This window comes from Nocardia ignorata NBRC 108230, from assembly GCF_001612905.1.
Taxonomy (GTDB): Bacteria; Actinomycetota; Actinomycetes; order Mycobacteriales; family Mycobacteriaceae; genus Nocardia; species Nocardia ignorata.
Genome location: NZ_BDBI01000032.1, coordinates 17,241 through 40,389, shown reverse-complemented (window position 1 = coordinate 40,389; position 23,149 = coordinate 17,241). Strand labels below are relative to the sequence as shown.

Here is a 23,149-nt window from a genome sequence, read left to right as displayed (position 1 = left end):
GGGGTGACTCAGCGCACCTGTTGAGCACGTCACCATGTCTGTTGCCCGGCTTCCTCGCCCCACTACAACTGGGTGGGACGAGGAGGTCGGTGTGACGGTGGTTCTCGATTCCGGGCAGACGGCGGCGGCGCGGCGGCTCGGGGAGTTGCTCGATCGGAACGGGCGGGTGCGTAAACGGGCGCGCGGGGTGTATCTGCACGGCAGGCCCGGGCGTGGCAAGACAATGGTGATGGATCGATTCTTCGCCTCGGCCGATCCGATTCGCAAGCGCCGCTTTCATTTCCATAATTTTTTCGCCGCATTGCACACCGCGGTACACGAACTGGGTTCGATCGAAAATGCGATAGAACGTTTGCTGGGTGACGCGGATCTGGTGTGTTTCGACGAGTTCCACGTGCACGACATCGGCGATGCCATGCTCGTGGCCCGGCTGCTCGACACCCTGTTCGCCGAGCGTCGCACCCTGGTGGTCACCTCGAACTACCCGCCCGCGGGTCTGCTGCCGAACCCGCTGTTCCACGACCGGTTCGTGCCGACCATCGAGCGCATCCTCGCCCACCTCGAGGTGGTGACCCTCGACGGTCCGCTGGACTACCGCACCCTCGCCACCCGTGCCGACCACGGATTCTGTGCCGGCCGGTACGTGGTGTCGACGGAGCGCACCGCCGGTCCCGGCGTGGTGCTCGACCTGGCCGACGGGCGAACCGTGCGCGCGGAATCCGTCGACGGCGACGCGGTGACCTTCGCCTTCGAGCACCTGTGCGGCACCGCGACCAGCGCCGCCGACTACCTGCGCCTGACCACACGTTTGCGCCGCTGGACCCTGGTCGCGGTACCGCCGCTGCGCGCGGTGCCACCGGACTGGACGATGCGACTGGTGAATCTGGTCGACATCCTCTACGACGCAGACCTGCCGTGCACGATCCACGCGGCCGAACCCGTCACCGAACTGACTACCGGGGTACCAGTCGTGCCGGACCTCGCGCGCACCGCGAGCCGGCTCGGTGAACTCTCACTAACCGGATCTCACACCGTTCGCACTGCGTAGCGTGCCCCTTGCCTCGAGGGAGACAATGAATAGGAGGAAATCCAAAAGAGCCGATTTCCTCCCGAGCGAACCGCCCGGCATGTAACTATGTGGCTGATTTGTGCAGTCTCTGGGGTTTGGTGGTACAGCTGTGATCGGGGTGAATCAGCCCATTACGCGGGCGATCGTCGTGATCGCACTGGTGGCCTGCGCGACTTTCGCGTTGCAGGGCAGCCTCCCCGGCGCCGGACCCGACGAGTCCTCGGGCGCCCCCTCACCGCTGCTCGTCGCGGTGATGCCGGTGCTGCTGCTTGTATCGATCGTCATCCTGGTGGCCGGCGTCGTCGCCAGCCAGCATCGCCTCCCGCTCGCCAAGCCGCAACACGAGGACATCGTGCTGCCGAGAATCCAGTGGCGCAGGCTCGCGGTGCTCCTGCCGATGCTCATCGCCACCGTCGCCCTGATGTTCGCCGCGGGCGTCACCGCCCTGTTCCTGCTGCCCGGCGCCCGGCCGGTGCGCCCGGCCGCCGAGACCCTGTCCGAGGGGTCGGGCCCGGTGCCGACCCCCACCGACGCGCCCGCCCCCGACCCCACCGCGGGCCCAACCGAACTCACCGGCACCGCCCTGCTCATCGCGGCGGGGCTGGCCATCACCCTGATCGCGGTCGCGCTGGCCGGGCTCGCCGCCGTCGCGGTCGCCGCCCGACGCGCCCCCGAACAAGCCGTCGCCGACGAGCCGGCCGCACCGTCCGCGAGCGATGTCGACTCGCTCACCAGGGCCGCCGAGATGGGCCTGGCCGCGATGAACGCGCCGGGCCAGGACCCGCGCACCGCGATCATCGCCTGCTATGTGGCCATGGAACGCGGCCTGTCCACCGACAGCATCGCCCGCCCGAAGGCCTCCGACACCCCGATGGAGGTGCTGGCCAGAGCCTTCGAGAGCGGCGTGCTGCACGATGCTTCCGCCCGCGAACTCGTCGCGCTCTTCGAAGAGGCCAGGTTCAGTCCCCACTCGATGCTCGAATGGCAGCGCATGCGCGCCGAACAACTGCTGCGCATCGTGCTCTCCGACCTGCAGCGACGGGTGGTGCCCGCATGATCGGACCACGTCGGGCGGCTCGTCGCGTGGAGGTCGCGTGAACCCCGGGGAAGAGATCAAGTCCAACCGGACGACCGTGGTCGTGACGGCGGTAATCGCGGTGCTGGTGCTCGAGGTCGTGCTGTTGCGGCTCGACCGCGATCTGCTTCCGCTCGCCGTCGCCTTGCCGGTCGCGGTCGCGCTCGGTGTGCTCGTGTGGTCGCTGCGCTACCGGGTGCGGCGTGAGGAGCCGCTCACCGAGTACATCGACAACGGTCCCGCCGAGATGCTCGGCCGCTGGCATGCCCGCGCCGAGATGCTCGTCGCCCGCGCCGACGGCACCCGCGCCGACTGGGACCGGCACCTGCGCCCGCTGCTGGCCAAAGAGTTCGAATTGTCCACCGGTATGCGGGTATCCAAGAACCGCAGAGCCATCGAGGCGGCCGGTCAGCTGCAGTTCGGTCCCGAACTGTGGCGCTGGGTGGACCCGGCGAATTCGTCGTTGCGCGACCAGACGGGTCGCGCACCGGGTAGGGCGGCGCTGGACGAGATCCTGCGCCGATTGCAGTCGATGTGAGGGGTTAGAGGCCACCGATGACAATGCCGTTGAACGTGACCGTCCAGCGCTCCGACGCAGTACTGCGTGAGCTGGGCCGGGTCGTGGTCGGCAAGCGCGATGAGATGCAACTCATCATGATCGCCGTGCTGTCCGGAGGCCATGTCCTCATCGAGGATCTGCCGGGCCTCGGCAAAACGCTGATCGCGCGTTCCTTCGCGGCCGCGCTCGGCCTGGATTTCACCCGCGTGCAGTTCACGCCGGATTTACTGCCCGCCGACCTGCTGGGATCGACGATCTACGACATGTCGTCCGGGCGGTTCAATTTCCGGCGCGGACCGGTGTTCACCAATGTGCTTCTCGCCGACGAGATCAACCGCACCCCGCCCAAGACCCAGGCGGCGCTGCTCGAGGCGATGGCCGAGGGGCAGGTGAGTATCGACGGCGAAACCTACCTGCTCCCACAGCCGTTCATCGTGCTCGCCACCGACAACCCGATCGAGTACGAGGGCACCTACCCGCTGCCCGAGGCCCAGCTCGACCGGTTCGCCATCCAGCTGCGCCTGGGGTACCTGTCCGAGCAGGACGAGACCCAGATGATCCGGCGCAGGCTCGAACGTGGTTCCACCCCACCGCAGGTGGGCCAGGTGGTGGACGCGCAGGGGCTGATGGAGATGCGTCAGTCGGTCGAGTTCGTCACCGTGCACCCCGACGTGGTGAATTACGTTGTCGCACTTGCCTCCGCCACCCGGAGCCACCCGCAGGTGGAGGTCGGCGCCAGCCCGCGCGCCGAACTCGACCTCGTGCAGATGTCGCGCGCGCGGGCCCTGCTGCTCGGCCGCGACTACGTGATCCCCGAGGACGTGAAGGCGCTCGCCGTTCCTGCCATGGCGCACCGCATCACGCTGCGCCCGGAGATGTGGGTGCGGCGCATCCGCGGCGAGGACGTCATCGCCGAATTGCTGCGCAGGCTACCGGTTCCCCGCGCCACGAGCACATGAAGCACCGCGACGAATCGAAGACCGTCGAGGTCGACCTGCGGTGGCGCCCGGCGCCCTTGGTGTTCATCCTCGCCGGCTGCGCCGCGGCGGCGCTGGTCGTCGCGGTGCTGCGCGGGCAGTGGCAGCTCGTCGTCTTCGCCGCGCCGATGCTCGGGGTGCTCGCCACCGCACCGTGGCAGCAGAACCCGACCAGAATCCAGGTCGACGGCAGCGGCACCGTCCGCTGTTTCGAGGGCGAGGTCGTCACCGCCGTCGCCGCGGCGTTCGTCGAGAGCGGGCACGCGCTGCTGCGGATGGCCCCGGTTCCGCTCACCGGTCTCGACCTCGAGGTGGAGGAATCCCACGATTCCGGTGGCGCACCGGCTGGGATGCGGCTGGCACTCTCGGCCACCCGCTGGGGTCGCTACCCGGTGCAGGCGGCGGTGACCGCACTGAGCCCCGCCGGGCTCGCCGTCGCCACCGCCGAGCTACCCGCGGCGAATCTCTACGTCTACCCGATCGCCGATCCGCAGCGGATGCGCATGCCGCGCACCGAGCTGCCCGATCGCATCGGCACTCACCTCACCCGCAAGCACGGGCCGGGTGTCGAATACGCCGACATCCGCGCCTACGCCCCCGGTGACCAGCTGCGCACGGTGAACTGGCCGGTGAGCGCGCGTCGCGGCAGGCTCTATGTCACCGAGCGGTTCACCAACCGCTCGGCCGACGTGGTCGTCCTCGTCGACACCTCCCAGCAGGCACCCGGCCCCGCCAGCGATTCGCTGGAGCTGTCGGTGCGCGGCGCCGCCCAGGTGGTGCAGTCCACGCTGCAGGCCGGGGACCGCACCGCCGTGGTGTGCCTCGGTGAGTCGCCGCGCTGGTTGCGTCCCGATATCGGGCGCAGGCAGTTCTACCGGATCGTCGACACCGTGCTCGGTGTCGGTGACGAACATGTCGAGCACACCGGCACCCTCGCCCCGCATGCCGCGGTGCCGATCGGCGCCATCATCGTCGCCTTCTCCACCCTGCTCGACACCCAATTCGCGCTCGCCCTCATCGACCTGCGCAAGCGCGGTCACGTGGTGGTCGCGGTCGACGTGCTGCGCGGTACTCCCTTCGCCGACGGCCTCGACCCGACCATGGCCAAGATGTGGCAGCTCGAGCGGGCCTCGATGTATCGCGACATGGGCACCGTCGGCGTCGACATCATCGCCTGGCCCGACGGCACCCGCCTCGACCAGGCCATGCGCCTGCTCCCCGAACACCGCCGGACAGTGCGGGTGCGCCGATGACCAGATTCCTCGCCCTGCTGGCCGGCCTGCTGCTCGTCGCCTCGGTCGCCCTGATCAACCCGATCCTCGGCGTACCGGCCCTGGCTTTCGTCATCGCGAGCTGGTGGTGGCGCCCCGCCTCGGTCGCCGCGGTCCTCACCGCCATCGCCGCCCTCGCCTTCGCCGACGTAGGCGTGATCGCCTCCGCGGCAACAGGTCTGGTAGCTACGACCTACCTTCTCAACGCCGCGGTCCTGCACGCTCCCGAAGGCGTAGTCCCCACCACCATCCCCTCGGTAGGCGGCGCGGTCCTGTTCACCATCGCCGCGACCACCGCGGCCCTGGTCCCCGTCCACCTGGCCTGGGCCCCCTTGGCCGCCCCCATCCTCATCGTCACGATCTACGCCTTCCTCACCACCACCCTCACCCCCCAATCCCCCCACACCACCCTCCCCCCATCCTGACCGAGATCACCACGCCCTGGTGGCGGCGACCTCTCGGCCGACGCCGCCACCAGAGCGTGGTGATCAGGTGTTCAGTTCAGGCGATGCGCAGGGTGACATCGCCGAGGACGGGCGCGTCGTCGCGATCGACGGCCGTGACCACCGCGACGAGCGTGTCGGCCTCCCGCCAGACCTTGGTGCGCAGGGTTTCGCCGGGGTAGAGCACGCCGGTGAATTTCGCGCGAAAGCCCGCGACGCGGGTGGCGTCACCGTCGAGCAGGACATCGGTGAGCGACTTGCAGACCACGCCGTAGGTGCACAGCCCGTGCAGGATCGGCGCGGGAAACCCGGCCGCCTTCGCGAATTCGGGATCGGAGTGCAGGGGGTTGCGGTCACCGCAGAGGCGGTAGAGCAGTGCCTGCTGCGGGAGGGTGGCGGTGGTGAGCTCCGCGTCGGGGGCGCGATCGGGGAGTTCGGCTTTCGTGCTCGGTCCGCGTTCGCCACCGAAACCGCCCTCGCCCTTGGCGAAGATCGACGAGCGCGCCGTCCACAGCGGCTCCCCGTCGGCGCCGGTGACGGTGTGCTCCTGCACGATCACCGCATTGCTGCCCTTGTCCCAGACCTCGGAGATCCGGCCGACGGACACGGCCTTGCCCGACGGGGGAATCGGCTTGTGCACCACCACTTCCTGATGACCGTGCACCACCTTCGCCAGATCGATCTCGACGCCGGGGAAACTCACGCGCGGCGCGGCGGTCTCACCGAGGGTCGGGGCGACGGTGGCGAAGGTTGGCAGCACCTGGGGTTCGCTGTCGTCGAGATAACGCAGCTCGACCGGGTCGGTGCAGCGCGCGCCCGCGCCGAGACCCAGGTGGTAGAGCTGCACATCCGTGGGGGTCCAGCTGAATTCGCGACTGGGCAGCGCCGCGCCGAGCGCGATCTGTGGATCGATGGGCACTACTTCACTTCCTTGGCGGTAGAGGACTTCTTGCCGACGATGTCGAGCACGGACAGGTAGGCGAAGGTGATCGCGGGACCGATGGTCGCGCCGGGACCCGCGTAGGTGTGGCCCATCACCGGCGAGCTGCAGTTGCCCGCCGCGTAGAGGCCGTCGATCACCGAATCGTCTTCCCGCAGCACGCGTCCGGCGGTATCGGTGACGAGGCCGCCCTTGGTGCCCAGGTCACCGGGCACGATCTTCGCGGCGTAGAACGGGCCCTGCGAGATCTCGGCCAGGCACGGGTTGGGCTTCACGGTCGGGTCACCGTAATAGCGGTCGTAGTGGCTGTCGCCGCGACCGAAATCCTCGTCCTTGCCCAAGGCGGCGAAGCCGTTGAACCGCTCGACGGTTCCGGCGAGCGCGTCGGCGGGGACTCCGATGCGGGCGGCCAGTTCGGCGATCGTGTCGGCCTTGACGATGTTGTCGTTCTCCATCCAGCGCTTCGGAAAACGCTGTCCCGGTTGCAGACCCGCGAAGATGTAGCGGTTGCGGTAGCGCTGGTCGAACACCAGCCAGGCGGGCACGTTCTCGCCGGGACCGGGGCCCTGGCCGTACTCGCCGCCGTACATGGTGTGCACGGCCTCCACATACGGAGCCGACTCGTTGCCGAAGCGCACGCCGCGGTCGTTGACCATGATGGTGCCGGGCAGGTTGCGTTCGGCCAGCGCGAACCAGGGCTTGCCGCCCTTGAAGATCGTCGGACCCCACCAGGCGTCCTCCATGAATCCGACCGTCGCTCCCGCCGCCATACCCGCGACGATGCCATCGCCGGTGTTGGCCGCGGCACCGGTTGTCCACTCAGTGGTTATCGGCTGCCGCTGATACTTGGCGCGCATGTCCGCGTTGTGCTCGAAACCGCCGCTGCCGAGGATCACGCCGTAGCGCGCGGTGAAAGTGACCGATTCGCCGTCGACAGTGGCTTTGACGCCGGTGATCCGGCCGTCGGTCTGCACCAGGTCGGTGAGCGGGGTGTTGAGCAGAACCGGAACGCCCGCGTCGAGCAGGCCCTTGCGCATGGCGGCGATGATGGCCTGGCCCATGCCGAGCAGGTGCTTACCGGTGAACTTGGCCAGGTAGGTGCGCGCGCCGACGCGCAGCGCCCGCATCATGCCCTTGGGGTGGCGGCGGATCAGGTTCAGCCGCACGAAATCGGCCTGCATGACGACCACGTTCATCGGCGCCTTGGCATACGGCGGCTCGAGATCGGCCAGCTCCGCGCCGAGCACCTTGCCGTTGAAGGGGGTCGGTTCGCACGAACGGCCCTGGCCTAGGCCACCTGGAGCCTCGGGGTAGTAATCGGAATAGCCGGGCACCCACTTCATTTTCAGCGGCGTGTGGTCGAGCACGAAGTCGAACGCCTCGGCGCCGCGATCGAGGTAGGTGTCGATCTTCTCGGCGGGCACCACGTCGCCGATGATGCTGTGCAGGTAGGTGCGCGCCTCGTCGCGATCGTCGGGGCGGCCCGAGGCGAGCAGCGCCTTGTTCCCCGGAATCCACACCCCGCCCCCGGACCGGGCGGTCGACCCGCCGTAGTGCGCCGCCTTCTCCAGCACCACCACGCTCAGCCCGTGGTGCGCCGCGGTGAGGGCGGCGGTCATTCCAGCGGCGCCACTCCCGACGACCACCACATCGTATTCCCGATCACTCATGTAGAACACGTTATAGAATCGGGGCGCAGTTGCGCTATGTTGTCTGGAAGAAGACCCGATATTCAGTTAAGAAACTGGTTACAGTTTGACTGGCCAGTCGAGCAGATTTTCCCCAGGAGGTACCCGTGCTGTCCGACGCGCAGCGGAGTGAACTCGCCGATGAATTGGCGCGCGCCGAACACGATCGGGTGGCGGTGGCGCCCCTGGTCGACCGGTACCCCGGGATCGATGTGGTCGATGCCTACGAGATCCAGTTGCTGAACATCCAGCGCAGGCTGCGCGACGGCGCCCAGGTGGTCGGCCACAAGGTTGGGCTGTCGTCCAAGGCGATGCAGCAGATGATGGGTGTCGATGAACCCGATTACGGGCATCTGCTGGCTGAGATGGAGGTCTTCGAGGACGTTCCCGTCGACACCTCGCAGTACCTGCTTCCGCGCGTCGAGGTCGAGGTGGGGTTCGTGCTGGGCAAGGATCTGCCCGGCGATGACTGCACCGAAGCCGATGTGTTGGCCGCGACCGTCGCCTACGCGCCGGCGATCGAGTTGATCGATTCGCGGATCAACGACTGGAAGATCGGGTTGGTCGACACGATCTCCGACAACGCCTCCTCGGCCGGGTTCGTCCTCGGTAAACAGCGGGTCGCCCCTTCGGATATCGACATCAAGGCCATCGACGCGGTCCTCACGCGCAACGGTGAGGTCGTCGCCGAGGGCCGCAGCGACGCGGTGCTCGGTGATCCGGTGATCGCGGTGGCATGGTTGGCGCGCAAGGTGGCGACCTTCGGTGTGCGGCTCAAAGCCGGTGACATCGTGCTGCCCGGCTCCTGCACCCGCGCCATCGACGCCCGCCCCGGCGACGACTTCCTCGCCGAATTCACCGGACTCGGTTCTGTCCGTCTGCGTTTCAGCTGAACCTAGGAGTATTTCGTGACAAGTAAAGTCACCGCCGCGATCGTGGGGTCCGGCAATATCAGCACCGATCTGCTGTACAAGCTGTTGCGTTCGGACAAGATCGAGCCGCGCTGGATGATCGGCATCGACCCGGACTCCGAGGGGTTGAAGCGCGCGAGTGGGCTCGGCCTGGAAACCTCCGCCGAGGGCGCGGACTGGCTGCTCGCCCTCGACGAGAAACCCGACCTGGTGTTCGAGGCCACCTCCGCCTACGTGCACCGCGCGTACGCACCGAAGTACGAGGCCGCGGGCATCCGCGCCGTCGACCTCACTCCCGCCGCTGTCGGCCCGGCCGTGATCCCGCCGGTGAACCTGGATTCGCTGCGGGACGCGCCGAACGTCAACATGATCACCTGCGGTGGGCAGGCGACCATCCCCATGGTCGCGGCCGTTTCGCGGGTGGTGCCGGTGCAGTACGCCGAGATCGTGGCGTCGGTGGCGTCGGTGTCGGCCGGGCCCGGTACCCGCGCCAATATCGACGAGTTCACCAAGACCACCTCCAAGGGGGTCGAAACGATCGGTGGCGCCCAGCGTGGCAAGGCCATCATCATCCTGAATCCGGCCGAGCCGCCGATGATCATGCGCGACACCATCTTCTGCTCGATCCCCGAAGACGCCGACCGCGACGCCATCGCCGACAGCATCCTGCGGATGGAGAAGTCCATCCAGGAGTACGTGCCCGGCTACCGGTTGCTCAACGAACCCCAGTTCGACGACCCGTCGGTGGTGTCCGGCGGCATGGCGAAGGTGTCGATCTTCGTCGAGGTCGAGGGTGCGGGCGACTTCCTGCCCCCGTACGCGGGCAACCTCGACATCATGACCGCCGCCGCGACCCGCGTCGGTGACGTGCTGGCCGATCAGATCATCTCGGCTCGGGTGTAAGGAGTTTCCGCAATGAGCACAATCCTGAAGCCCTTCTCGGGCGAACTCGATGTCCGTGTCACCGACACCTCGCTGCGTGACGGGTCGCACCACAAGCGCCACCAGTTCACGGTGGACGAGGTACGCGATATCGTTGCCGCCCTCGATGGTTCGGGTGTCCCGGTCATCGAGGTCACCCACGGTGACGGGCTCGGCGGGTCGTCGTTCAACTACGGGTTCTCCAAGACCCCCGAACAAGAACTCATCAAAGCAGCCGCCGAAACGGCCGAGCAGGCCAAGATCGCCTTCCTCATGCTGCCCGGTGTCGGCGTCAAGGAAGACATCAAGATCTCCCAGGACAACGGCGCCTCGATCTGCCGCATCGCGACGCACTGCACCGAAGCCGATGTCTCCATCCAGCACTTCGGTCTCGCCCGCGACCTCGGCCTCGAAACCGTCGGGTTCCTGATGATGGCCCACTCCACCACCCCGGAGAAGCTGGCGAAGCAGGCGCGCATCATGGCCGACGCGGGCTGCCAGTGCGTGTATGTCGTCGACTCCGCCGGCGCCCTTGTGCTCGAACAGGTTTCGGACCGCGTGTCCGCCCTGGTCGCCGAGCTCGGTGACGATGCCCAGGTCGGTTTCCACGGCCACGAGAACCTCGGCCTCGCCGTCGCCAACTCCGTCTACGCGGTTCGCGCCGGAGCCACCCAGATCGACGGTTCGGCTCGCCGTTTCGGCGCGGGCGCGGGCAACCTCCCCGTCGAAGCGTTCATCGGGGTCTGCGACAAGCTCGGCATCAAGACCGGCGTCGACTTCTTCGCCGTCACCGACGCCGCCGAAGACGTCGTCCGCCCCGCCATGCCCACCGAATGCCTCCTGGACCGCCAGGCCCTGATGATGGGCTACGCGGGCGTCTACTCCAGCTTCCTCCGCCACGCCGAACGCCAAGCCGAGCGCTACAACGTCTCCGCCGCCGAAATGCTCGTCCGCGCGGGCAAGCGCAAACTCGTCGGCGGCCAGGAAGACCAGCTCATCGACATCGCCCTCGAACTCCAACGCGAATCCGCCTCATCCTGACCACCCTCGATCCCGAAACGGCGCGCCCTCCCGGTCGCGCCGTTTCGCTGTCTGCCCCGGAAGCGCGTCACCACTTGAACACGTGATCACCACGCTCTGGTGGCGGCATTGGCCGAGAGGTCGCCGCCACCAGGGCGTGGTGATCTTGGTTTGCGCCGAAACTCGCTGGACACGGGGGATATAAGTGGGGGATGAGTGAAAACGGTCGGGCATTGTTCTGCGGCGGGGACTTGGCGGCACGGATCGAGCGGGTGGAGACCGCGGCGATCGTGGGGGCCACTCGGGTCGGGATCGGGCGGGGAGTCGAGGGGTTCGTCCGGGAGATCGGGGGTGGGGCGGCTTGTTTCGTGGGGGAGGGATCACCGTTGAACAAGGTGGTGGGGGTCGGGTTCGGTGGGGTCCCTTCCGTGGGCGAGTGGGAGGCGATCGAGGCGGCTTACGCGCGGGTGGGGTGTCCGGTGCAGGTGGAGTTGTCGCAGTTGGGGGAGGCGGGGATCGGGGAGGAGCTGACGGGGCGGGGGTATCGGTTGATGTCTTTCGAGAATGTGCTCGGGATGCGGTTGGACGGCGACGAGTTCGCCGTGCCGGACGGCGTGGAGGTGCGACTCGATGCCGGGGAGGATCTCGGTGCGTGGCTCGATGTGGTGGTCGACGGGTTCGCCCATCCCGACGAAGGTCCGAACCACGAGGAATTCCCGCGCGAGGCGATTGCCTCGGTGATGCGAGACATGGCTTCGGCCAACGAGACCCGTCGCTACCTCGCCTACCGTGACGGGGTAGCGGCCGGTGGAGCGAGCCTGCGTACCGACGGTGGGATCGCGGCCCTCGCGGGCGCGGCCACTCTTCCGTCACATCGCCGACGAGGCGTCCAAACCGCCCTGCTCACAACACGTCTCAACGATGCCGCGAAGGCCGGTTGTGATCTGGCGACAGTCACCACCGCGCCCGGTTCCAGGTCGCAGCAGAACGCTCAAGGTCGAGGATTCTCGCTGCTCTACACCCGCGCCATCCTGGTGAAAGAGCTCTGAATACCGCGCTGAGGCGGTCGCGAGTCAGAGTGCGGTGAGGGCTTGGGCGACGCGGGCCGCCCGCTCTTGCGGCGTGGTGGCCTTGAGGATCGGGAGGAACAGTCGATACCGATCCGAACGGCTGAGCGCGGCGTAAGCCGATGCCGCGCGGGGTGATTCGGCGAGTGCCGCAGCCAGCTCCGCAGGGGTTTCGGCGGTGCTCTGCCGTTCGTAGGCTCCTGCCCAGCGCCCGTCGGCGACGGCCTGCTCGATCGCCGCGTAGCCGGCGGGCCGCATCCGGTCGGCCGCGATCAACGCCTCGGCCTTGGCGACATTGACCTGCGACCACCGGCTGCGCGCCCGTCGCGGCGAGTATCGCTGCAGGTAGTGATGCGCGTCGAGGGAACGCCGGTGGCTGTCGATCCAGCCGTAGCAGAGGGCGCCGTCGAGCGTCTCGGTGATCGTCACCGACGGCTCCGGCGCCCCCTTCTTCGCGATCCGTACCCACACCTCGTCCGCCGAAGCGTGGTTCCCGGCCAGCCACGCTTCCCATTCGGCGGCGTCGGCGCAGGTGATGAATTCGATGCTCGCGTTCATGGGAATCATCTTGCTCGCCAAAGTGCTCACCGAATGAGCAGTTTTACGACCGGGGTCGCCAGCTTCCGCGCGGCAACGAAGGCCGTGGTTTCGGGTCGCCACTGGCGTCGCAGACGAGTATCGGCACCCGGTGACGCACCGGCTGCCGGACAGCAGGCGCTGTGGCGGGTCCTATGCGGCGGCGAGGGCGGACAGCAGAGTGTGGGCGCTCTGTTTGGCCTGCTCGGTGCGGTCGGGCTCGTTCACACCTTGGAGATGGAACGCCCAGTGAGCCTCGAACAGGCAGGCCAGGGCGTAGGCGGTGACGGCCACCCGAGCCGGTGACGCGGCGGGGTATGCGGCACTGAGTCGTTGTTCGAGGCCGATCCTGGCCGCCGCCATCGCCGCGGGTTGCGACTACATCGACATCTGCGACGACCCACAGCCCACCGCCGACATGCTCGAACTCGACGCCGAGGCGAAAGCGGCCGGGGTGACGGCGCTGCTCGGCATGGGCGCGAGTCCGGGCGTCGCGAACCTGCTCGCGGTGCGGGCGGCCGCTGAACTCGAGCGGGTCGATTCCCTGGTGACGGGCTGGAACATCCACTCGGCCCACACCGAGGAAAGCGCCGCGGCGACCGCCGCCGTCGTGCACGGCATGCGCCAGATCAGCGGGAGCATCCCGGTGACCAGGGCGGGCGCACGCGTCGAACGCCCTGCGCTGGAACGGTTTCGGCTCGAATACCCGGGACTCGGCACCGGTGAGGGCCGCAGCTTCGGTCACCCGGAGGCGATCACCTTGCCGCTGGCTTTCCCCGGTGTCAAAGACTCGACCTCGGTGGTCGTCGCCGATCGTCCGACCTCGGCCGCGCTACTGGCACTGCGCTGGGCGATGAACCGCCGCCTGCTGACCGTCGATCGCGCGGCGCTCTTGGCTGCCCGCCTCGAACGCCTGCTCCCGGCCGACCCGGCAACTCTCGTCGCGGCCGGTGGACTTCCGCCGCTGTTCGCCATCGCCGAGGGGGAACGAGACGGCTCGCCCGCAAGGGTCGCCACTGCGCTGAGTCAGGTCCCCGGCCTGTCGATGGCCGACAACACCGGCGTCCCGTTGGCTGTCGGCGCGCTGCTGCTGGCCGCGAACCCACGTCCAGGAGTCCACGCACCCGAAACGCTGCTCGACCCGGACCAGTTCTTCGCCGCCTTCGCGTCCCACTGCCTCGGCGCACCGGACCCCGCGGCGATGACGATCACCACCCGAAGCTGGGCCAGCCCCGACAGCAACGCCGCGGCGCTGTCGTCCGCCCTGCTGACGGCCCTGATCGCGGCGCGCTGAGCCCGCGACGCACTGCGTCGGCACGCTCGACTGGCCACGATGACTGTCACGAGACAAGCTGGCCTGTGCCCGAAGCCGACGACAAGGCCTCGTCGTCGGCCCTGATCGCGGCTGAGCCCACAACCGGGCGTCGCCGCTCGTATACGTCGGCGATGCGTGCTCACTCGAGCACCGGCGCCGCTTACAACCAGGTGTCGAGGCTGGTGGTGGTGAGGAAGTGGTCCAGGTCGGCGCGCCAGGGGGCGGGGGTGGTCTTGTCCGGTTCGATGCCGGTGTACTGCCCACGGTAGAACAGCAGCGGACGACCATTCGTCGTCGACTCCGATTCCGTCAGGGCTTGCACCCGCCCGATGACGATGTAGTGGTCACCACCGTCGACCACCGAGTCGACAGTGCATTCGATGGTCGCCAGTGAACCGTCGAGCACAGGAACACCCAGATCCGAGGTGTGCCAAGGGACTCCGGCGAACTTGTCCGGTTCGCGGGAGCCGAAGCGGGCGCACGTCGGCTGCTGTTCCTCGGCGAGCACATTCACACAGAACTTGCCAGCCGCCTCGATCGCCGCCCACGAGCGCGACCCCTTGGTGGGGCAGAACAGCACGAGCGGCGGATCGAGGGAGAGGGCGGCGAAGGACTGACAGGCGAACCCGATCGGCGCACCGTCGGGGTCGAGCGCGGTGATCACGGTGATGCCGGTGCAGAACTGTCCCAGCACATTACGGAATTGCCGGCCGTCGATCGCCGGTGTCTGTTCGGTCATGTCCCTCGCCGCCATTCCCTATTGCTGCTTGAATCCGACGGTGAAGTCGTGACCCCAGAGGCTGACCGCGGTGGATTCGCGGGCCGTCCAGTTGTCGTCGTCGACTTCCAGTCCCTCACAACCGAATTCGATGTCGAATCCGCCCGGCGTCTTCATGTAGAACGACAGCATCTTGTCGTTGATGTGCCTGCCGAGGGTGGCCGACATCTTCACCTTCTTGCGCAGGGCACGGTCCAGGCAGAGGCCGACGTCGTCGGAGTTCTCCACCTCGACCATCAGGTGCACGATGCCGGTGGGGTTCGGTAACGGCAGGAACGCCAGCGCGTGGTGGCGCGGGTTGCAGCCGTAGAAGCGCAGCCAGGCGGGGTCGCCGTCGGCCGGGCGGCCGACCATCTGCGGTGGCAGCCGCATGGAATCGCGCAGGCGGAAGCCGAGCACATCCTGGTAGAACGCCTGCGCCGCAGCATCATCGGTGCAGGTCAGCACCACGTGGCCGAGGCCCTGCTCGGCGGTGACGAACTTGTGGCCGTAGGGGCTCACGAAACGACGACCCAGATACTGCGCGCCGTAGAACGCCTCGAGGGTGTTGCCGGACGGGTCCTGGAACCGGATCATGCCCTCGACGCGGCGCTCGCCCAGCTCGTCCTTGGTCCCCTCGGTGTAGTCGACCCCGGCCTTGTCCAGGGTCTCCCGCAACTGCTGCAGGCCACGCGCGTCGGTGACCTCCCAGCCCGAGACCAGCAGCCGGTCCTGCTCGCCGGGGACGATCACCAGTCGCGCGGCGAAATCGTCCATGCGCAGGTAGAGGGCGTCGGGGTTCAGCCCGGTGCCCTCCATCATGCCGAGCACCTTGAGGCCGTACTCGCGCCAGGCCGCCATGTCGGTGGCCTCGATGCGCATGTAGCCGAGTGCGCGAATACTCATCACTTGCTCCCGAGGAAATCGAGTGTGAGCCGGTTGAACTCGTCGAACTTCTCCAGCTGCGCCCAGTGGCCGCAACCGCCGAACACGTGCAGCTGCACCCGGGGAATCACCTTGGTCGCTACGAGCGCGCCGTCGAGTGGGTTCACCCGATCCTCACGGCCCCAGATCAACAGCACCGGCTGACGCAGTCTGTAGGCGTCGCGCCAGAGCATGCCCTTCTCGAAGTCGGCGCTCGCGAAGGACTTGCCCATCGCGCGCATGGCCGCGAGCGATTCTGGGGTGCTCGCCTGGGCGAACCGTTCGTCGATGAGCTCCTCGGTGATCAGCGACTGGTCGAAGACCATGATCCGCAGGAACTTCTCGAGGTTCTCCCTGGTCGGCTGGTAGCTGAACGCCGAGAGCAGCTTCACGCCCTCGGTCGGGTCGGGCGCGAACAGGTTGGTGCTCAGCCCGCCCGGACCCATCAGCACGAGTTTGCCCGCGCGCGTGGGGTTGTCGAGCGCGAAGCGCACCGAGGTGCCGCCGCCGAGCGAATTGCCCAGCAGGTGAACACGATCGGTGATTTCGAGATGATCGAGCAGCGCCAGCAACGCGGTGGACGCGTGCACGAAGTACTGCGGATGATCCACCGGCTTGTCGGACTTGCCGAAACCCGGCTGGTCCAAGGCGATCACATGGAAGTTCTCGGCCAGCACCGGGATATTGCGGGCGAAGTTCGACCACGCCGAAGCGCCGGGCCCGCCACCGTGCAGCAGCACGATCGTCGGGCCGTTGCCGACGCCTGCCTCGTGATAATGCAGCTTCAATGAGCGGCTGACCTGCGCGAAGCGTGAGGTCGATTCGTAGGTGATCTCAGCGGTCTGGGTCATCGGCTCACACCATGGCGTCGGTGACGGGCAGCCCGAACTCGTGCGTGCCGTACATGACGTAGGCGCGCTCGGGATCGTTGGCCGCGTGTACTCGTCCGGCATGCGCGTCACGCCAGAAGCGCTGCAGCGGAGTGCCGTTGGCCAGCGCGGTGGCGCCGGAGGATTCGAAGAGCTTGTCGATCGAAGCGATCACCCGGCCGGTGGCGCGCACCTGGTCGCGCCTGGCCCGCACACGCAGGTCGAACGGCACTTCCTCGCCCGCGACCAGCAGCGCGTACTCCTCGGCCACATTGCCCGAGAGCTGACGCCAGGCGGCATCGATATCGCTGGCGGCCTCGGCGACGCGCACCTTGGCGAACGGGTCGTCCTTGGCGTTCTCACCCGCGTAGGCCGCGCGCACCCGCTTGCCCTGATGTTCGACGTGCGCCTCGTAGGCGCCGTAACCCATGCCGACGATCGGGGTGGAGATGGTGGTGGGATGGATTGTGCCCCACGGCATCTTGTACACCGGATCGGGATTCTGCGCCAGGCCCGGCGAGCGGCCCTCGCTCATCGCGCGGAAGCTGAGGAAGCGGTGCGTCGGCACGAAGACGTCCTCCACCACAACGGTGTTGGAACCGGTGCCGCGCAGGCCGACCACATTCCACACGTCGTCGATGCGGTACTCCGAGCGCGGAATCAGGAAGCTGCCGAAGTCGACCGGCTTGCCGTTCTTGATGACGGGTCCGCCGAGCACTGCCCAGGTCGCGTGATCGGAGCCCGAGGACCACGCCCACGACCCGCGCACGATGTACCCGCCGTCGACCGCCTGGCCCATGCCCATGGGGGCGTAGGACGAGGAGATCCGCACGTCGGTGTCCTCACCCCACACCTCTTCCTGTGCGGCCTGGTCGAACAGTGCGAGGTGCCAGTTGTGCACGCCGATGATGCCCGCCACCCAGCCCGTCGACCCACAGGCGCTGGCGATGCGGCGCACGGAGTCGTAGAAGACCACCGGGTCGGCGGCATGCCCGCCCCACTGCTTGGGCTGCAGCAGCCGGAAGAACCCGGTCTCCTGCAGTGCCTTCATGGATTCGTCGGGTATGCGGCGCAGGTCTTCGGCCTCCTGCGCGCGTTCGCGCAGCGTCGGCAGCAGCGCCTCGACCCGTTCGGTCACTTCTTGCGTCATTTCGCCAGCCCGTTCCTGCCCTGTCGGAATCGACAAACTGTTCTCGTTCGTCTCTGAGACTAGAACAGGTTCCCATTCCTGTCGAGAAGGGAATAACGCGGACAGCTAGCGTGAACCGGCCGTATTTTGTAACGTGTTCTAGTGAAGAAGGAGGGTTCGGGATGGCAGTCAACCCCAAGGTGAGAGAACTCGATGTCGGTACCACGCCGACCAGGTTCGCGCGCGGCTGGCACTGCGTCGGTCTCGCGAAGACGTTCCGCGACGGTAAACCGCACGCGGTCGAGATCTTCGGAACCAAACTCGTGATCTGGGCCGATACGTCCGGCCAGCTCCGTGTGCTCGACGCCTACTGCAGGCATATGGGCGGCGACCTGAGCATGGGCTCGGTGAAGGGCGACGACATCGCCTGCCCGTTCCACGACTGGCGCTGGGGGGCGAGCGGCAAGTGCACCGCGATCCCCTACGGCCGCCGGGTGCCGCCGCTGGCGCGCACACGCAAGTGGACCACGCTGGAACGCAACGGTCAGCTGTTCGTCTGGCACGACCACGAGGGCAACGAACCGCCGCCCGAGGTCACGATCCCCCACATCGAGGGCGTGTACACCGACTCCGACGGCAATCCGAGCGAAACCCACGACAGCGGCTGGACCGACTGGACGTGGAACTCGCTGCTGATCGAGGGTGCGAATTGCCGCGAGATCATCGACAACGTCGTGGACATGGCGCACTTCTTCTACATCCACTACGCCTTCCCGACGTACTTCAAGAACGTCTTCGAAGGCCATGTGGCGACCCAGTTCCTGGAGACCAAGGGCCGCCCGGATATCGGCATGGCGGCCAAGCACGGCGGTGAGACGCTGCTCAAGTCGGAGGCGTCGTACTTCGGTCCGTCCTACATGATCAATCCGCTGATCAACATCTACAGCGGGTACGAGATGAAGGTCGTGCTGATCAACTGCCACTACCCGGTCACCCAGGACTCGTTCGTGCTGCAGTGGGGCCTGACCGTCGAGAAGCCCAAGGGCATCGACGACGAGACCGCGACCAAGCTGGCCAACACGATGACCACGTTCTTCGGTGACGGCTTCCTGCAGGACGTGGAGATCTGGAAGCACAAGTCCAAGGTCGAGAATCCGCTGTTGTGCGAGGAGGACGGCCCGGTCTACCAGCTCCGGCGCTGGTACGACCAGTTCTACGTGGACATCGCCGATGTCACCGAGAAGATGACCCAGCGCTTCGAGTTCGAGGTCGACACGACCAAGGCGAACGAGGCCTGGGAGGCCGAGGTCGCCGAGAACCTGCGGCGCAAGGCCGAGGAAGCGGGCGTGTGACATGGCCGCCAGCTGGGCCAAGGCACCGGATTTCGCCGATCAGCCCGCCCGCCGGGCGGCGGTGCGGGCCCAGACCGCCCTCGACCAGCAACGGTATCTCGACGAAGGCCTGACGCCGTTGCGGTGTCAGGCCTGCGGCACCGAGGTGCTGGTGCGCAAGTACAGCGCGCACCAGACCTCGGTGCAGTGGACCGAGCGGCCCGACACGCGCTGTCCGGTCTTCGCCGAGCTGAGTTCCCACGGTGCCCGGCCCGGTCGGCCGGACACCTGTCCGTCGCTGCAGAAGACGATCGAGTGGGCGGTCGACGAGGGCGTGCTCGAGGTCCCCGAATAGCCTCAGTCGCCGACGGTGAGCGCCTGGGCTTCCTCGATGCTGTGCGGCGCGGGGTCGTGGTCGTCGATGTGGGCCAGGGCGCCGCGCCCGAGGAACAGGACGGTGACCCCGGCGGCGGTGCACGCCGCGCCGAGCCAGAACGGCAGGGACACGCTGTGCTCGCCGAGCTTGCCCGCCACCCAGGGCGCGGCCGCGCCGCCGGCGAACCGGACGAAGCTGTAGGCCGCCGACGCGGTCGACCGCTCGACCGGCGCGGAGATCATCACGGCCTCGGTGATGAGGGTGTTGTTCACGCCGAGGAACAGCCCGGCGACCACGACCCCGACGATCAGCACGATCTTGTGCTCGGCGTACAGCGCCATGAGCGCCAGGTCGGCGGCGAACAGGCCGAGGGACAGCCCCATCATCGGCAGCGTGCCGAAGCGCGCCTGCAGTCTCGGGGCGAGGAACACCGAGGCCACCGCGAGCATCACGCCCCACCCGAAGAAGATGAAACCGATCGCGTAGGTGCCCATGTCGAGGGGGAACGGCGTGTAGGCGAGCAGAGTGAAGAAGCCGAAGTTGTAGAGCAACGCGGTGATGCTGACGGTGAGCAGTCCGCGGTGCCGCAGCGCCTTGAACGGCGCGCTGATCGAGGTGGGGGTCGCGGGCTTGGGCAGTTCGGGCAGCAGCACGACGATCGCGACGAAGGCGACGGCCATCAGCACGGACACGCCGAAGAACGGCCCGCGCCAGCTGATCCCACCGAGTACCCCACCGAGCAGTGGTCCGGTCGCGATGCCGATACCGAGGGCCGCCTCGTAGAGGATGATCGCCTTGGCGACGCCACCCGTTGCCGCGCCGACGATGGTGGCCAGCGCGGTCGCGATGAACAGGGCGTTGCCGAGACCCCACCCGGCACGGAAGCCGATGATCTCGCCGATGCTGCTCGACATGCCCGCCAGCGCGGCGAACACGATGATGATCGCCAGGCCGGACAGCAGGGTCTTCTTGGCGCCGAAGCGACTGGAGATGACGCCGGTGACCAGCATGGCGATGCCGGTGACGGCCATGTAGCTGGTGAACAGCAGGGAGACCTGCGAGGGGCTGGCGTTCAGCTGTTCGCCGATGGGTTTGAGGATGGGATCGACGAGGCCGATGCCCATGAACGCGATGACGCTGGCGAAGGCGACGGCCCAGACGGCTTTCGGCTGGCCGGTGGAGGTGGCCGCGGCGTCGTTGTCGCGAGTCAACGGAGAGATGCTCATGAGCGCTCCTGGTTGCTTCACTGGTGACCGCGGGCAACCGCGCGCAGGGCTGTCAGCAGGTCGTTCATGTCGGTGTCGAGCCGGATCAGCCGGTCGAGGTCGAAATCGGCGAGTCCGGGCGCCAAGGCGGCCGCGTAGGCGCGTCTGGCGCGGGTGAGGCGGGTCCGGCCCGCCGGGGTGAGTTCGACGCGCACTGCCCGCGAGTCCCTCGGGTCCTTGGTGCGGGTGGCGAATCCGTCGGCGACGAGCCGACCGAGCAGCGCCGTTGCCGCCGGTTGTGAGCATCGATCGATGCGGGCGAATTCGCTGACCCGCAGGCCGTCGTGCTCCTCGAGCACGGCGAGGGCGCGCAGCATCGCGCGGGGCAGGTCGTCGGAGCTGACCGCCCCGGCGAGCCGGGTGAGCCGACCGGCAGTGACCAACAGGTCGACCACGATGTCGTCTGCTGATGGCTGCTGGTTCTGCTGCACAGGAAAATTATTGCATAAGCTAACTATCTAAATCGGGCAGGTGCGTCGTGAAACGGGCCACAACGGACGAAACCCCAGCTCCGGGTGTCTGAGCTGGGGTTGCGGGAGTGCACGATCAAGCGGCGATCGGACGGCGGGCGGTCCCGAACAGTTCCGTGGTGGCGTGTGCCCGCTTGAAGTACAGGTGGGCGTCGTGTTCCCAGGTGATGGCGATCCCGCCGTGCAACTGGATGGTCTCGGCGGCCACCGTGCTGAACGCCTCGGTGCAGTAGGTGCGCGCCACCCACACGTCCTCGGCGGCCGAATCACTGCCCGCCGCCAGCGATTGGGCGGCCAGCAGCGCGGCCGATTCCGCCGATTCGACGAGAACATACATATCGGCCATGCGGTGCTTGAGTGCCTGGAAGCTGCCGATCGGCCTGCCGAACTGCACGCGCGCGCTGGTGTATTCGACGGTCATCTCGAGGCAGCGGCGTGCCGCGCCGACCTGTTCGGCGGCCAGTGCCGCCCACGCGATGTCGCGCAGCCGGGTGCCCGGGTCGCCGAGCCTGGTCGCCGGGGTTTCGGTGAAGGTGATGCTCGCCAGGGCGCGGGTGTGGTCGAGTCCAGGAGTCGGCGTCACAGTGACACCTGCTGCGGTAGGCGAGGTTTCGAACAATCCGTCGGCGGTGAGTACGAGCAGGACGTCCGCCTGGGCGCCGTGCAGCACGTAATGCGCTGTCCCGCTGAGCGATCCGCCTTCCGCGCGAACACCGTAGTCATCCCAACCCTGGGCATCCGCCCAGCACAGCGCGGCCGTGCGAGAGCCTTCGGCGAGACCGGGGAGCAGCCGCTCGCAAGCCTGCTCATCGCCGGTCAGCAGGACGGCTTGGACACCGAGTACGGCCGAACCGAGCATCGGCACGCCGCTCAGCACCCGGCCCAATTCGCCGACGACCATGAGCGATTCGACGAGACTCGCGCCCACCCCACCCCACTGCTCCGGCACCGCGAGGGCCGCGACCCCCACCTGCTCGCACAACAGCTGCCACAACTTCGGGTCGTACCCGAGGTCGCTGTCCATCGCCGCGCGAAGGGCTTCCGGAGTGGCGTGCTTGGCCAGCAGCGCCCGCACCGACGAGCGGAATTCGAGCAGTTCATTCGATGACATGGGATTCCTCGGTGCGAAGGGCGGTGGCGATCCGCGCGCGGTGGAAGTCGGCGGTCCCCCATGCGGTGCGCAGAGCGGCTACCCGGGTGAGCCACAGTGACAGGTCGCATTCGGCGGTGTAGCCGATGGCGCCGTGCACCTGCAGACCCGCCCGCGACGCGCGGTGGGCGGCATCGCCGCAGGCCACCAGCGCTGCCGAGACATCGCGGGCGCGGTCGGTGGAGTCGAGGGTGAGCGCGGCACGGTACAGCAGCGGCTCCGCCAGATCCAGCGCGATCCGCACATCCGCGAGCTGCTGCTTCACGGCCTGGAATTCGCCGATGAAGCGACCGAACTGCTTGCGCTGCTTGGCATAAGCGGTGGTCTGATCGAGGATGGCCCGGCCTGCACCGAGCAGTTGCGCGGCGCAGGCCAGCACACCCAGGTCGAAGGCGAAGTCGACGGCGTCCTCTGCCGCCTCCGCCAGCACCTCGTCGCGCAACGCTGCGAACAGCTTGCGGGCGGGATCGATCGACGCGATCGCCGCCGCACTCTCGAACCGGCGCGCGCCGTGTTCGCCGGAGCGCTCAGCTGCGGCGGCCTGCGTAGGCGCCTCGTCGGGACGTGCGGGTCGACCTGTGGAGACGTGTGCACTACCGGCGACCAACACGAGGTCGGCGGTATCCGCGTCGAGCGCGACAGTGCGGCCGCCGTGCTCGAAGGCGATGGTGCCGAGCAGTTCACCACTCGCCACGGTCGGCAACCAACGCTCGGCCGCATCAGGGAGCTGTCGCAGCAGCGCCGGAATCACGGCGGCCGATTCGATCACCGGACCGGGCACGGCCGCGCGACCCAGCTCGACCAGGGCCACGACGAGATCGACCGCGGTCGCATCGGCGCCGCCGTGTTCCTCATCCACGATCAAGCCGAACACGCCCATGTCCGCCACCTGCCGCAGGATCGCGCGGCCACGGGCGGTGTCGCTCTCGGACCAGGCGCGCACGGCGGCAGGCACCTGCCCCGCATCCAGGATCTTGCGCAGCTCCGCGGCGAAGTCGAGCTGCTCGGTACTGAGGGCGAATCTCATCGCACACCTCCTGTTGTCG

General features: G+C 67.8%; 25 protein-coding genes. 13 read left to right on the top strand and 12 right to left on the bottom strand.

Features of this window, described 5'->3' with window-relative positions:
• Nucleotides 1–91: 91 nt before the first annotated feature.
• From zapE to NI2_RS25690, 6 genes are all read left to right on the top strand, one after another.
• On the top strand, nt 92–1,048 hold the full coding sequence (gene zapE, locus NI2_RS25715; RefSeq protein WP_067495612.1) for a cell division protein ZapE: 957 nt from the start codon (nt 92–94) through the stop codon (nt 1,046–1,048).
• 139 nt (nt 1,049–1,187) lie between these two features.
• A complete protein-coding gene (locus NI2_RS25710) occupies nt 1,188–2,126 on the top strand; it encodes a DUF4129 domain-containing protein (protein ID WP_067495727.1) in 939 nt (312 codons plus the stop codon).
• 37 nt (nt 2,127–2,163) lie between these two features.
• Nucleotides 2,164–2,682 (top strand): hypothetical protein, encoded by a 519-nt coding sequence (locus tag NI2_RS25705; protein ID WP_243749832.1) that lies wholly within the window; start codon nt 2,164–2,166, stop codon nt 2,680–2,682.
• A gap of 17 nt (nt 2,683–2,699) precedes the next feature.
• Complete coding sequence (locus tag NI2_RS25700) at nt 2,700–3,662, top strand: AAA family ATPase (protein WP_067495609.1); 963 nt, start codon at nt 2,700–2,702, stop codon at nt 3,660–3,662.
• The gene (locus NI2_RS25695; protein WP_067495606.1) at nt 3,659–4,933 is read left to right on the top strand and encodes a DUF58 domain-containing protein; all 1,275 of its coding nucleotides are present in this window, start codon (nt 3,659–3,661) and stop codon (nt 4,931–4,933) included. Before NI2_RS25700 ends, NI2_RS25695 begins: the two co-directional genes overlap by 4 nt.
• A complete protein-coding gene (locus tag NI2_RS25690; protein ID WP_067495603.1) occupies nt 4,930–5,376 on the top strand; it encodes a hypothetical protein in 447 nt (148 codons plus the stop codon). The genes NI2_RS25695 and NI2_RS25690 overlap by 4 nt, the downstream gene beginning before the upstream one ends.
• Before the next feature lie 76 nt (nt 5,377–5,452).
• Here the strand turns inward: NI2_RS25690 and chsH3 are convergent, their stop codons facing one another.
• Both chsH3 and kstD read right to left on the bottom strand, forming a co-directional pair.
• Nucleotides 5,453–6,313, bottom strand: a complete 861-nt coding sequence (gene chsH3 / locus NI2_RS25685; RefSeq protein WP_067495600.1) for an enoyl-CoA hydratase ChsH3 — start codon at nt 6,311–6,313, stop codon at nt 5,453–5,455.
• Nucleotides 6,313–8,004: a 3-oxosteroid 1-dehydrogenase gene (kstD, locus tag NI2_RS25680; protein WP_067495721.1), complete on the bottom strand. Its 1,692-nt coding sequence runs from the start codon at nt 8,002–8,004 to the stop codon at nt 6,313–6,315. The genes chsH3 and kstD overlap by 1 nt, the downstream gene beginning before the upstream one ends.
• A 125-nt stretch (nt 8,005–8,129) precedes the next feature.
• Here kstD and NI2_RS25675 point away from each other — a divergent pair, with 125 nt between their 5' ends.
• The 4 genes from NI2_RS25675 to NI2_RS25660 all read left to right on the top strand — a co-directional run bounded on the left by NI2_RS25675 (nt 8,130) and on the right by NI2_RS25660 (nt 11,923).
• Entirely contained in the window at nt 8,130–8,915 is a 786-nt protein-coding gene (locus tag NI2_RS25675; protein WP_067495597.1) for a 2-keto-4-pentenoate hydratase, read from the top strand.
• A 15-nt stretch (nt 8,916–8,930) separates the two neighbouring features.
• Nucleotides 8,931–9,836: an acetaldehyde dehydrogenase (acetylating) gene (locus tag NI2_RS25670; RefSeq protein ID WP_067495595.1), complete on the top strand. Its 906-nt coding sequence runs from the start codon at nt 8,931–8,933 to the stop codon at nt 9,834–9,836.
• 12 nt (nt 9,837–9,848) lie between these two features.
• Nucleotides 9,849–10,895, top strand: coding sequence for a 4-hydroxy-2-oxovalerate aldolase (gene dmpG, locus NI2_RS25665; protein ID WP_067495593.1), 1,047 nt, complete (start codon nt 9,849–9,851; stop codon nt 10,893–10,895).
• A gap of 191 nt (nt 10,896–11,086) precedes the next feature.
• On the top strand, nt 11,087–11,923 hold the full coding sequence (locus NI2_RS25660) for a GNAT family N-acetyltransferase (protein WP_067495591.1): 837 nt from the start codon (nt 11,087–11,089) through the stop codon (nt 11,921–11,923).
• Nucleotides 11,924–11,947: 24 nt separating this feature from the next.
• Here the strand turns inward: NI2_RS25660 and NI2_RS25655 are convergent, their stop codons facing one another.
• Nucleotides 11,948–12,499, bottom strand: a complete 552-nt coding sequence (locus tag NI2_RS25655; protein WP_067495588.1) for a YdeI/OmpD-associated family protein — start codon at nt 12,497–12,499, stop codon at nt 11,948–11,950.
• Nucleotides 12,500–12,670: 171 nt separating this feature from the next.
• Entirely contained in the window at nt 12,671–12,811 is a 141-nt protein-coding gene (locus tag NI2_RS25650; RefSeq protein WP_157104680.1) for a hypothetical protein, read from the bottom strand.
• On the opposite strand from NI2_RS25650, the gene NI2_RS25645 reads away from it, so the two are divergent.
• Nucleotides 12,801–13,811 (top strand): saccharopine dehydrogenase family protein, encoded by a 1,011-nt coding sequence (locus NI2_RS25645; RefSeq protein ID WP_133733943.1) that lies wholly within the window; start codon nt 12,801–12,803, stop codon nt 13,809–13,811. The two genes, NI2_RS25650 and NI2_RS25645, sit on opposite strands and share 11 nt — an antisense overlap.
• Nucleotides 13,812–13,992: 181 nt before the next feature.
• Here NI2_RS25645 and hsaB read toward each other — a convergent pair whose 3' ends face one another.
• The 4 genes from hsaB to hsaA are packed head-to-tail and all read right to left on the bottom strand — an operon-like array spanning nt 13,993 to nt 17,532.
• Nucleotides 13,993–14,571 (bottom strand): 3-hydroxy-9,10-secoandrosta-1,3,5(10)-triene-9,17-dione monooxygenase reductase subunit, encoded by a 579-nt coding sequence (hsaB, locus tag NI2_RS25640; RefSeq protein WP_133733944.1) that lies wholly within the window; start codon nt 14,569–14,571, stop codon nt 13,993–13,995.
• An 18-nt stretch (nt 14,572–14,589) separates the two neighbouring features.
• On the bottom strand, nt 14,590–15,498 hold the full coding sequence (hsaC, locus tag NI2_RS25635) for an iron-dependent extradiol dioxygenase HsaC (protein ID WP_133733945.1): 909 nt from the start codon (nt 15,496–15,498) through the stop codon (nt 14,590–14,592).
• Nucleotides 15,495–16,364, bottom strand: coding sequence for a 4,5:9,10-diseco-3-hydroxy-5,9,17-trioxoandrosta-1(10),2-diene-4-oate hydrolase (gene hsaD / locus NI2_RS25630; protein ID WP_067495575.1), 870 nt, complete (start codon nt 16,362–16,364; stop codon nt 15,495–15,497). The genes hsaC and hsaD overlap by 4 nt, the downstream gene beginning before the upstream one ends.
• A 4-nt stretch (nt 16,365–16,368) precedes the next feature.
• Nucleotides 16,369–17,532: a 3-hydroxy-9,10-secoandrosta-1,3,5(10)-triene-9,17-dione monooxygenase oxygenase subunit gene (gene hsaA / locus NI2_RS25625; protein WP_067495573.1), complete on the bottom strand. Its 1,164-nt coding sequence runs from the start codon at nt 17,530–17,532 to the stop codon at nt 16,369–16,371.
• Nucleotides 17,533–17,693: 161 nt separating this feature from the next.
• Here hsaA and NI2_RS25620 point away from each other — a divergent pair, with 161 nt between their 5' ends.
• Both NI2_RS25620 and NI2_RS25615 read left to right on the top strand, forming a co-directional pair.
• Complete coding sequence (locus tag NI2_RS25620; protein ID WP_067495571.1) at nt 17,694–18,863, top strand: 3-ketosteroid-9-alpha-monooxygenase, oxygenase component; 1,170 nt, start codon at nt 17,694–17,696, stop codon at nt 18,861–18,863.
• 1 nt (nt 18,864) lies between these two features.
• On the top strand, nt 18,865–19,197 hold the full coding sequence (locus NI2_RS25615; RefSeq protein ID WP_067495569.1) for a hypothetical protein: 333 nt from the start codon (nt 18,865–18,867) through the stop codon (nt 19,195–19,197).
• Nucleotides 19,198–19,199: 2 nt separating this feature from the next.
• On the opposite strand, the gene NI2_RS25610 is transcribed toward NI2_RS25615, so the two are convergent.
• From NI2_RS25610 to NI2_RS25595, 4 genes are all read right to left on the bottom strand, one after another.
• Complete coding sequence (locus NI2_RS25610; RefSeq protein ID WP_067495552.1) at nt 19,200–20,444, bottom strand: MFS transporter; 1,245 nt, start codon at nt 20,442–20,444, stop codon at nt 19,200–19,202.
• A 17-nt stretch (nt 20,445–20,461) separates the two neighbouring features.
• Nucleotides 20,462–20,914: a MarR family winged helix-turn-helix transcriptional regulator gene (locus tag NI2_RS25605; protein ID WP_067495549.1), complete on the bottom strand. Its 453-nt coding sequence runs from the start codon at nt 20,912–20,914 to the stop codon at nt 20,462–20,464.
• Nucleotides 20,915–21,029: 115 nt separating this feature from the next.
• Nucleotides 21,030–22,064 (bottom strand): acyl-CoA dehydrogenase family protein, encoded by a 1,035-nt coding sequence (locus NI2_RS25600; protein ID WP_067495546.1) that lies wholly within the window; start codon nt 22,062–22,064, stop codon nt 21,030–21,032.
• Nucleotides 22,051–23,130 (bottom strand): acyl-CoA dehydrogenase family protein, encoded by a 1,080-nt coding sequence (locus NI2_RS25595; protein WP_067495542.1) that lies wholly within the window; start codon nt 23,128–23,130, stop codon nt 22,051–22,053. Before NI2_RS25595 ends, NI2_RS25600 begins: the two co-directional genes overlap by 14 nt.
• Between the last annotated feature and the right edge of the window lie 19 nt (nt 23,131–23,149).

What these genes read in the sequence shown, in the direction of transcription:
- NI2_RS25700 (WP_067495609.1), top strand. Translation starts at nt 2,700, where the DNA reads ATGACAATGCCGTTGAACGTGACCGTCCAGCGCTCCGACGCAGTACTG.
- NI2_RS25695 (WP_067495606.1), top strand. Translation starts at nt 3,659, where the DNA reads ATGAAGCACCGCGACGAATCGAAGACCGTCGAGGTCGACCTGCGGTGG.
- NI2_RS25690 (WP_067495603.1), top strand. Translation starts at nt 4,930, where the DNA reads ATGACCAGATTCCTCGCCCTGCTGGCCGGCCTGCTGCTCGTCGCCTCG.
- kstD (WP_067495721.1), bottom strand. Translation starts at nt 8,004, where the DNA reads ATGAGTGATCGGGAATACGATGTGGTGGTCGTCGGGAGTGGCGCCGCT.
- dmpG (WP_067495593.1), top strand. Translation starts at nt 9,849, where the DNA reads ATGAGCACAATCCTGAAGCCCTTCTCGGGCGAACTCGATGTCCGTGTC.
- NI2_RS25660 (WP_067495591.1), top strand. Translation starts at nt 11,087, where the DNA reads ATGAGTGAAAACGGTCGGGCATTGTTCTGCGGCGGGGACTTGGCGGCA.
- NI2_RS25655 (WP_067495588.1), bottom strand. Translation starts at nt 12,499, where the DNA reads ATGAACGCGAGCATCGAATTCATCACCTGCGCCGACGCCGCCGAATGG.
- hsaB (WP_133733944.1), bottom strand. Translation starts at nt 14,571, where the DNA reads ATGACCGAACAGACACCGGCGATCGACGGCCGGCAATTCCGTAATGTG.
- hsaD (WP_067495575.1), bottom strand. Translation starts at nt 16,364, where the DNA reads ATGACCCAGACCGCTGAGATCACCTACGAATCGACCTCACGCTTCGCG.
- hsaA (WP_067495573.1), bottom strand. Translation starts at nt 17,532, where the DNA reads ATGACGCAAGAAGTGACCGAACGGGTCGAGGCGCTGCTGCCGACGCTG.
- NI2_RS25620 (WP_067495571.1), top strand. Translation starts at nt 17,694, where the DNA reads ATGGCAGTCAACCCCAAGGTGAGAGAACTCGATGTCGGTACCACGCCG.
- NI2_RS25615 (WP_067495569.1), top strand. Translation starts at nt 18,865, where the DNA reads ATGGCCGCCAGCTGGGCCAAGGCACCGGATTTCGCCGATCAGCCCGCC.
- NI2_RS25610 (WP_067495552.1), bottom strand. Translation starts at nt 20,444, where the DNA reads ATGAGCATCTCTCCGTTGACTCGCGACAACGACGCCGCGGCCACCTCC.
- NI2_RS25600 (WP_067495546.1), bottom strand. Translation starts at nt 22,064, where the DNA reads ATGTCATCGAATGAACTGCTCGAATTCCGCTCGTCGGTGCGGGCGCTG.
- NI2_RS25595 (WP_067495542.1), bottom strand. Translation starts at nt 23,130, where the DNA reads ATGAGATTCGCCCTCAGTACCGAGCAGCTCGACTTCGCCGCGGAGCTG.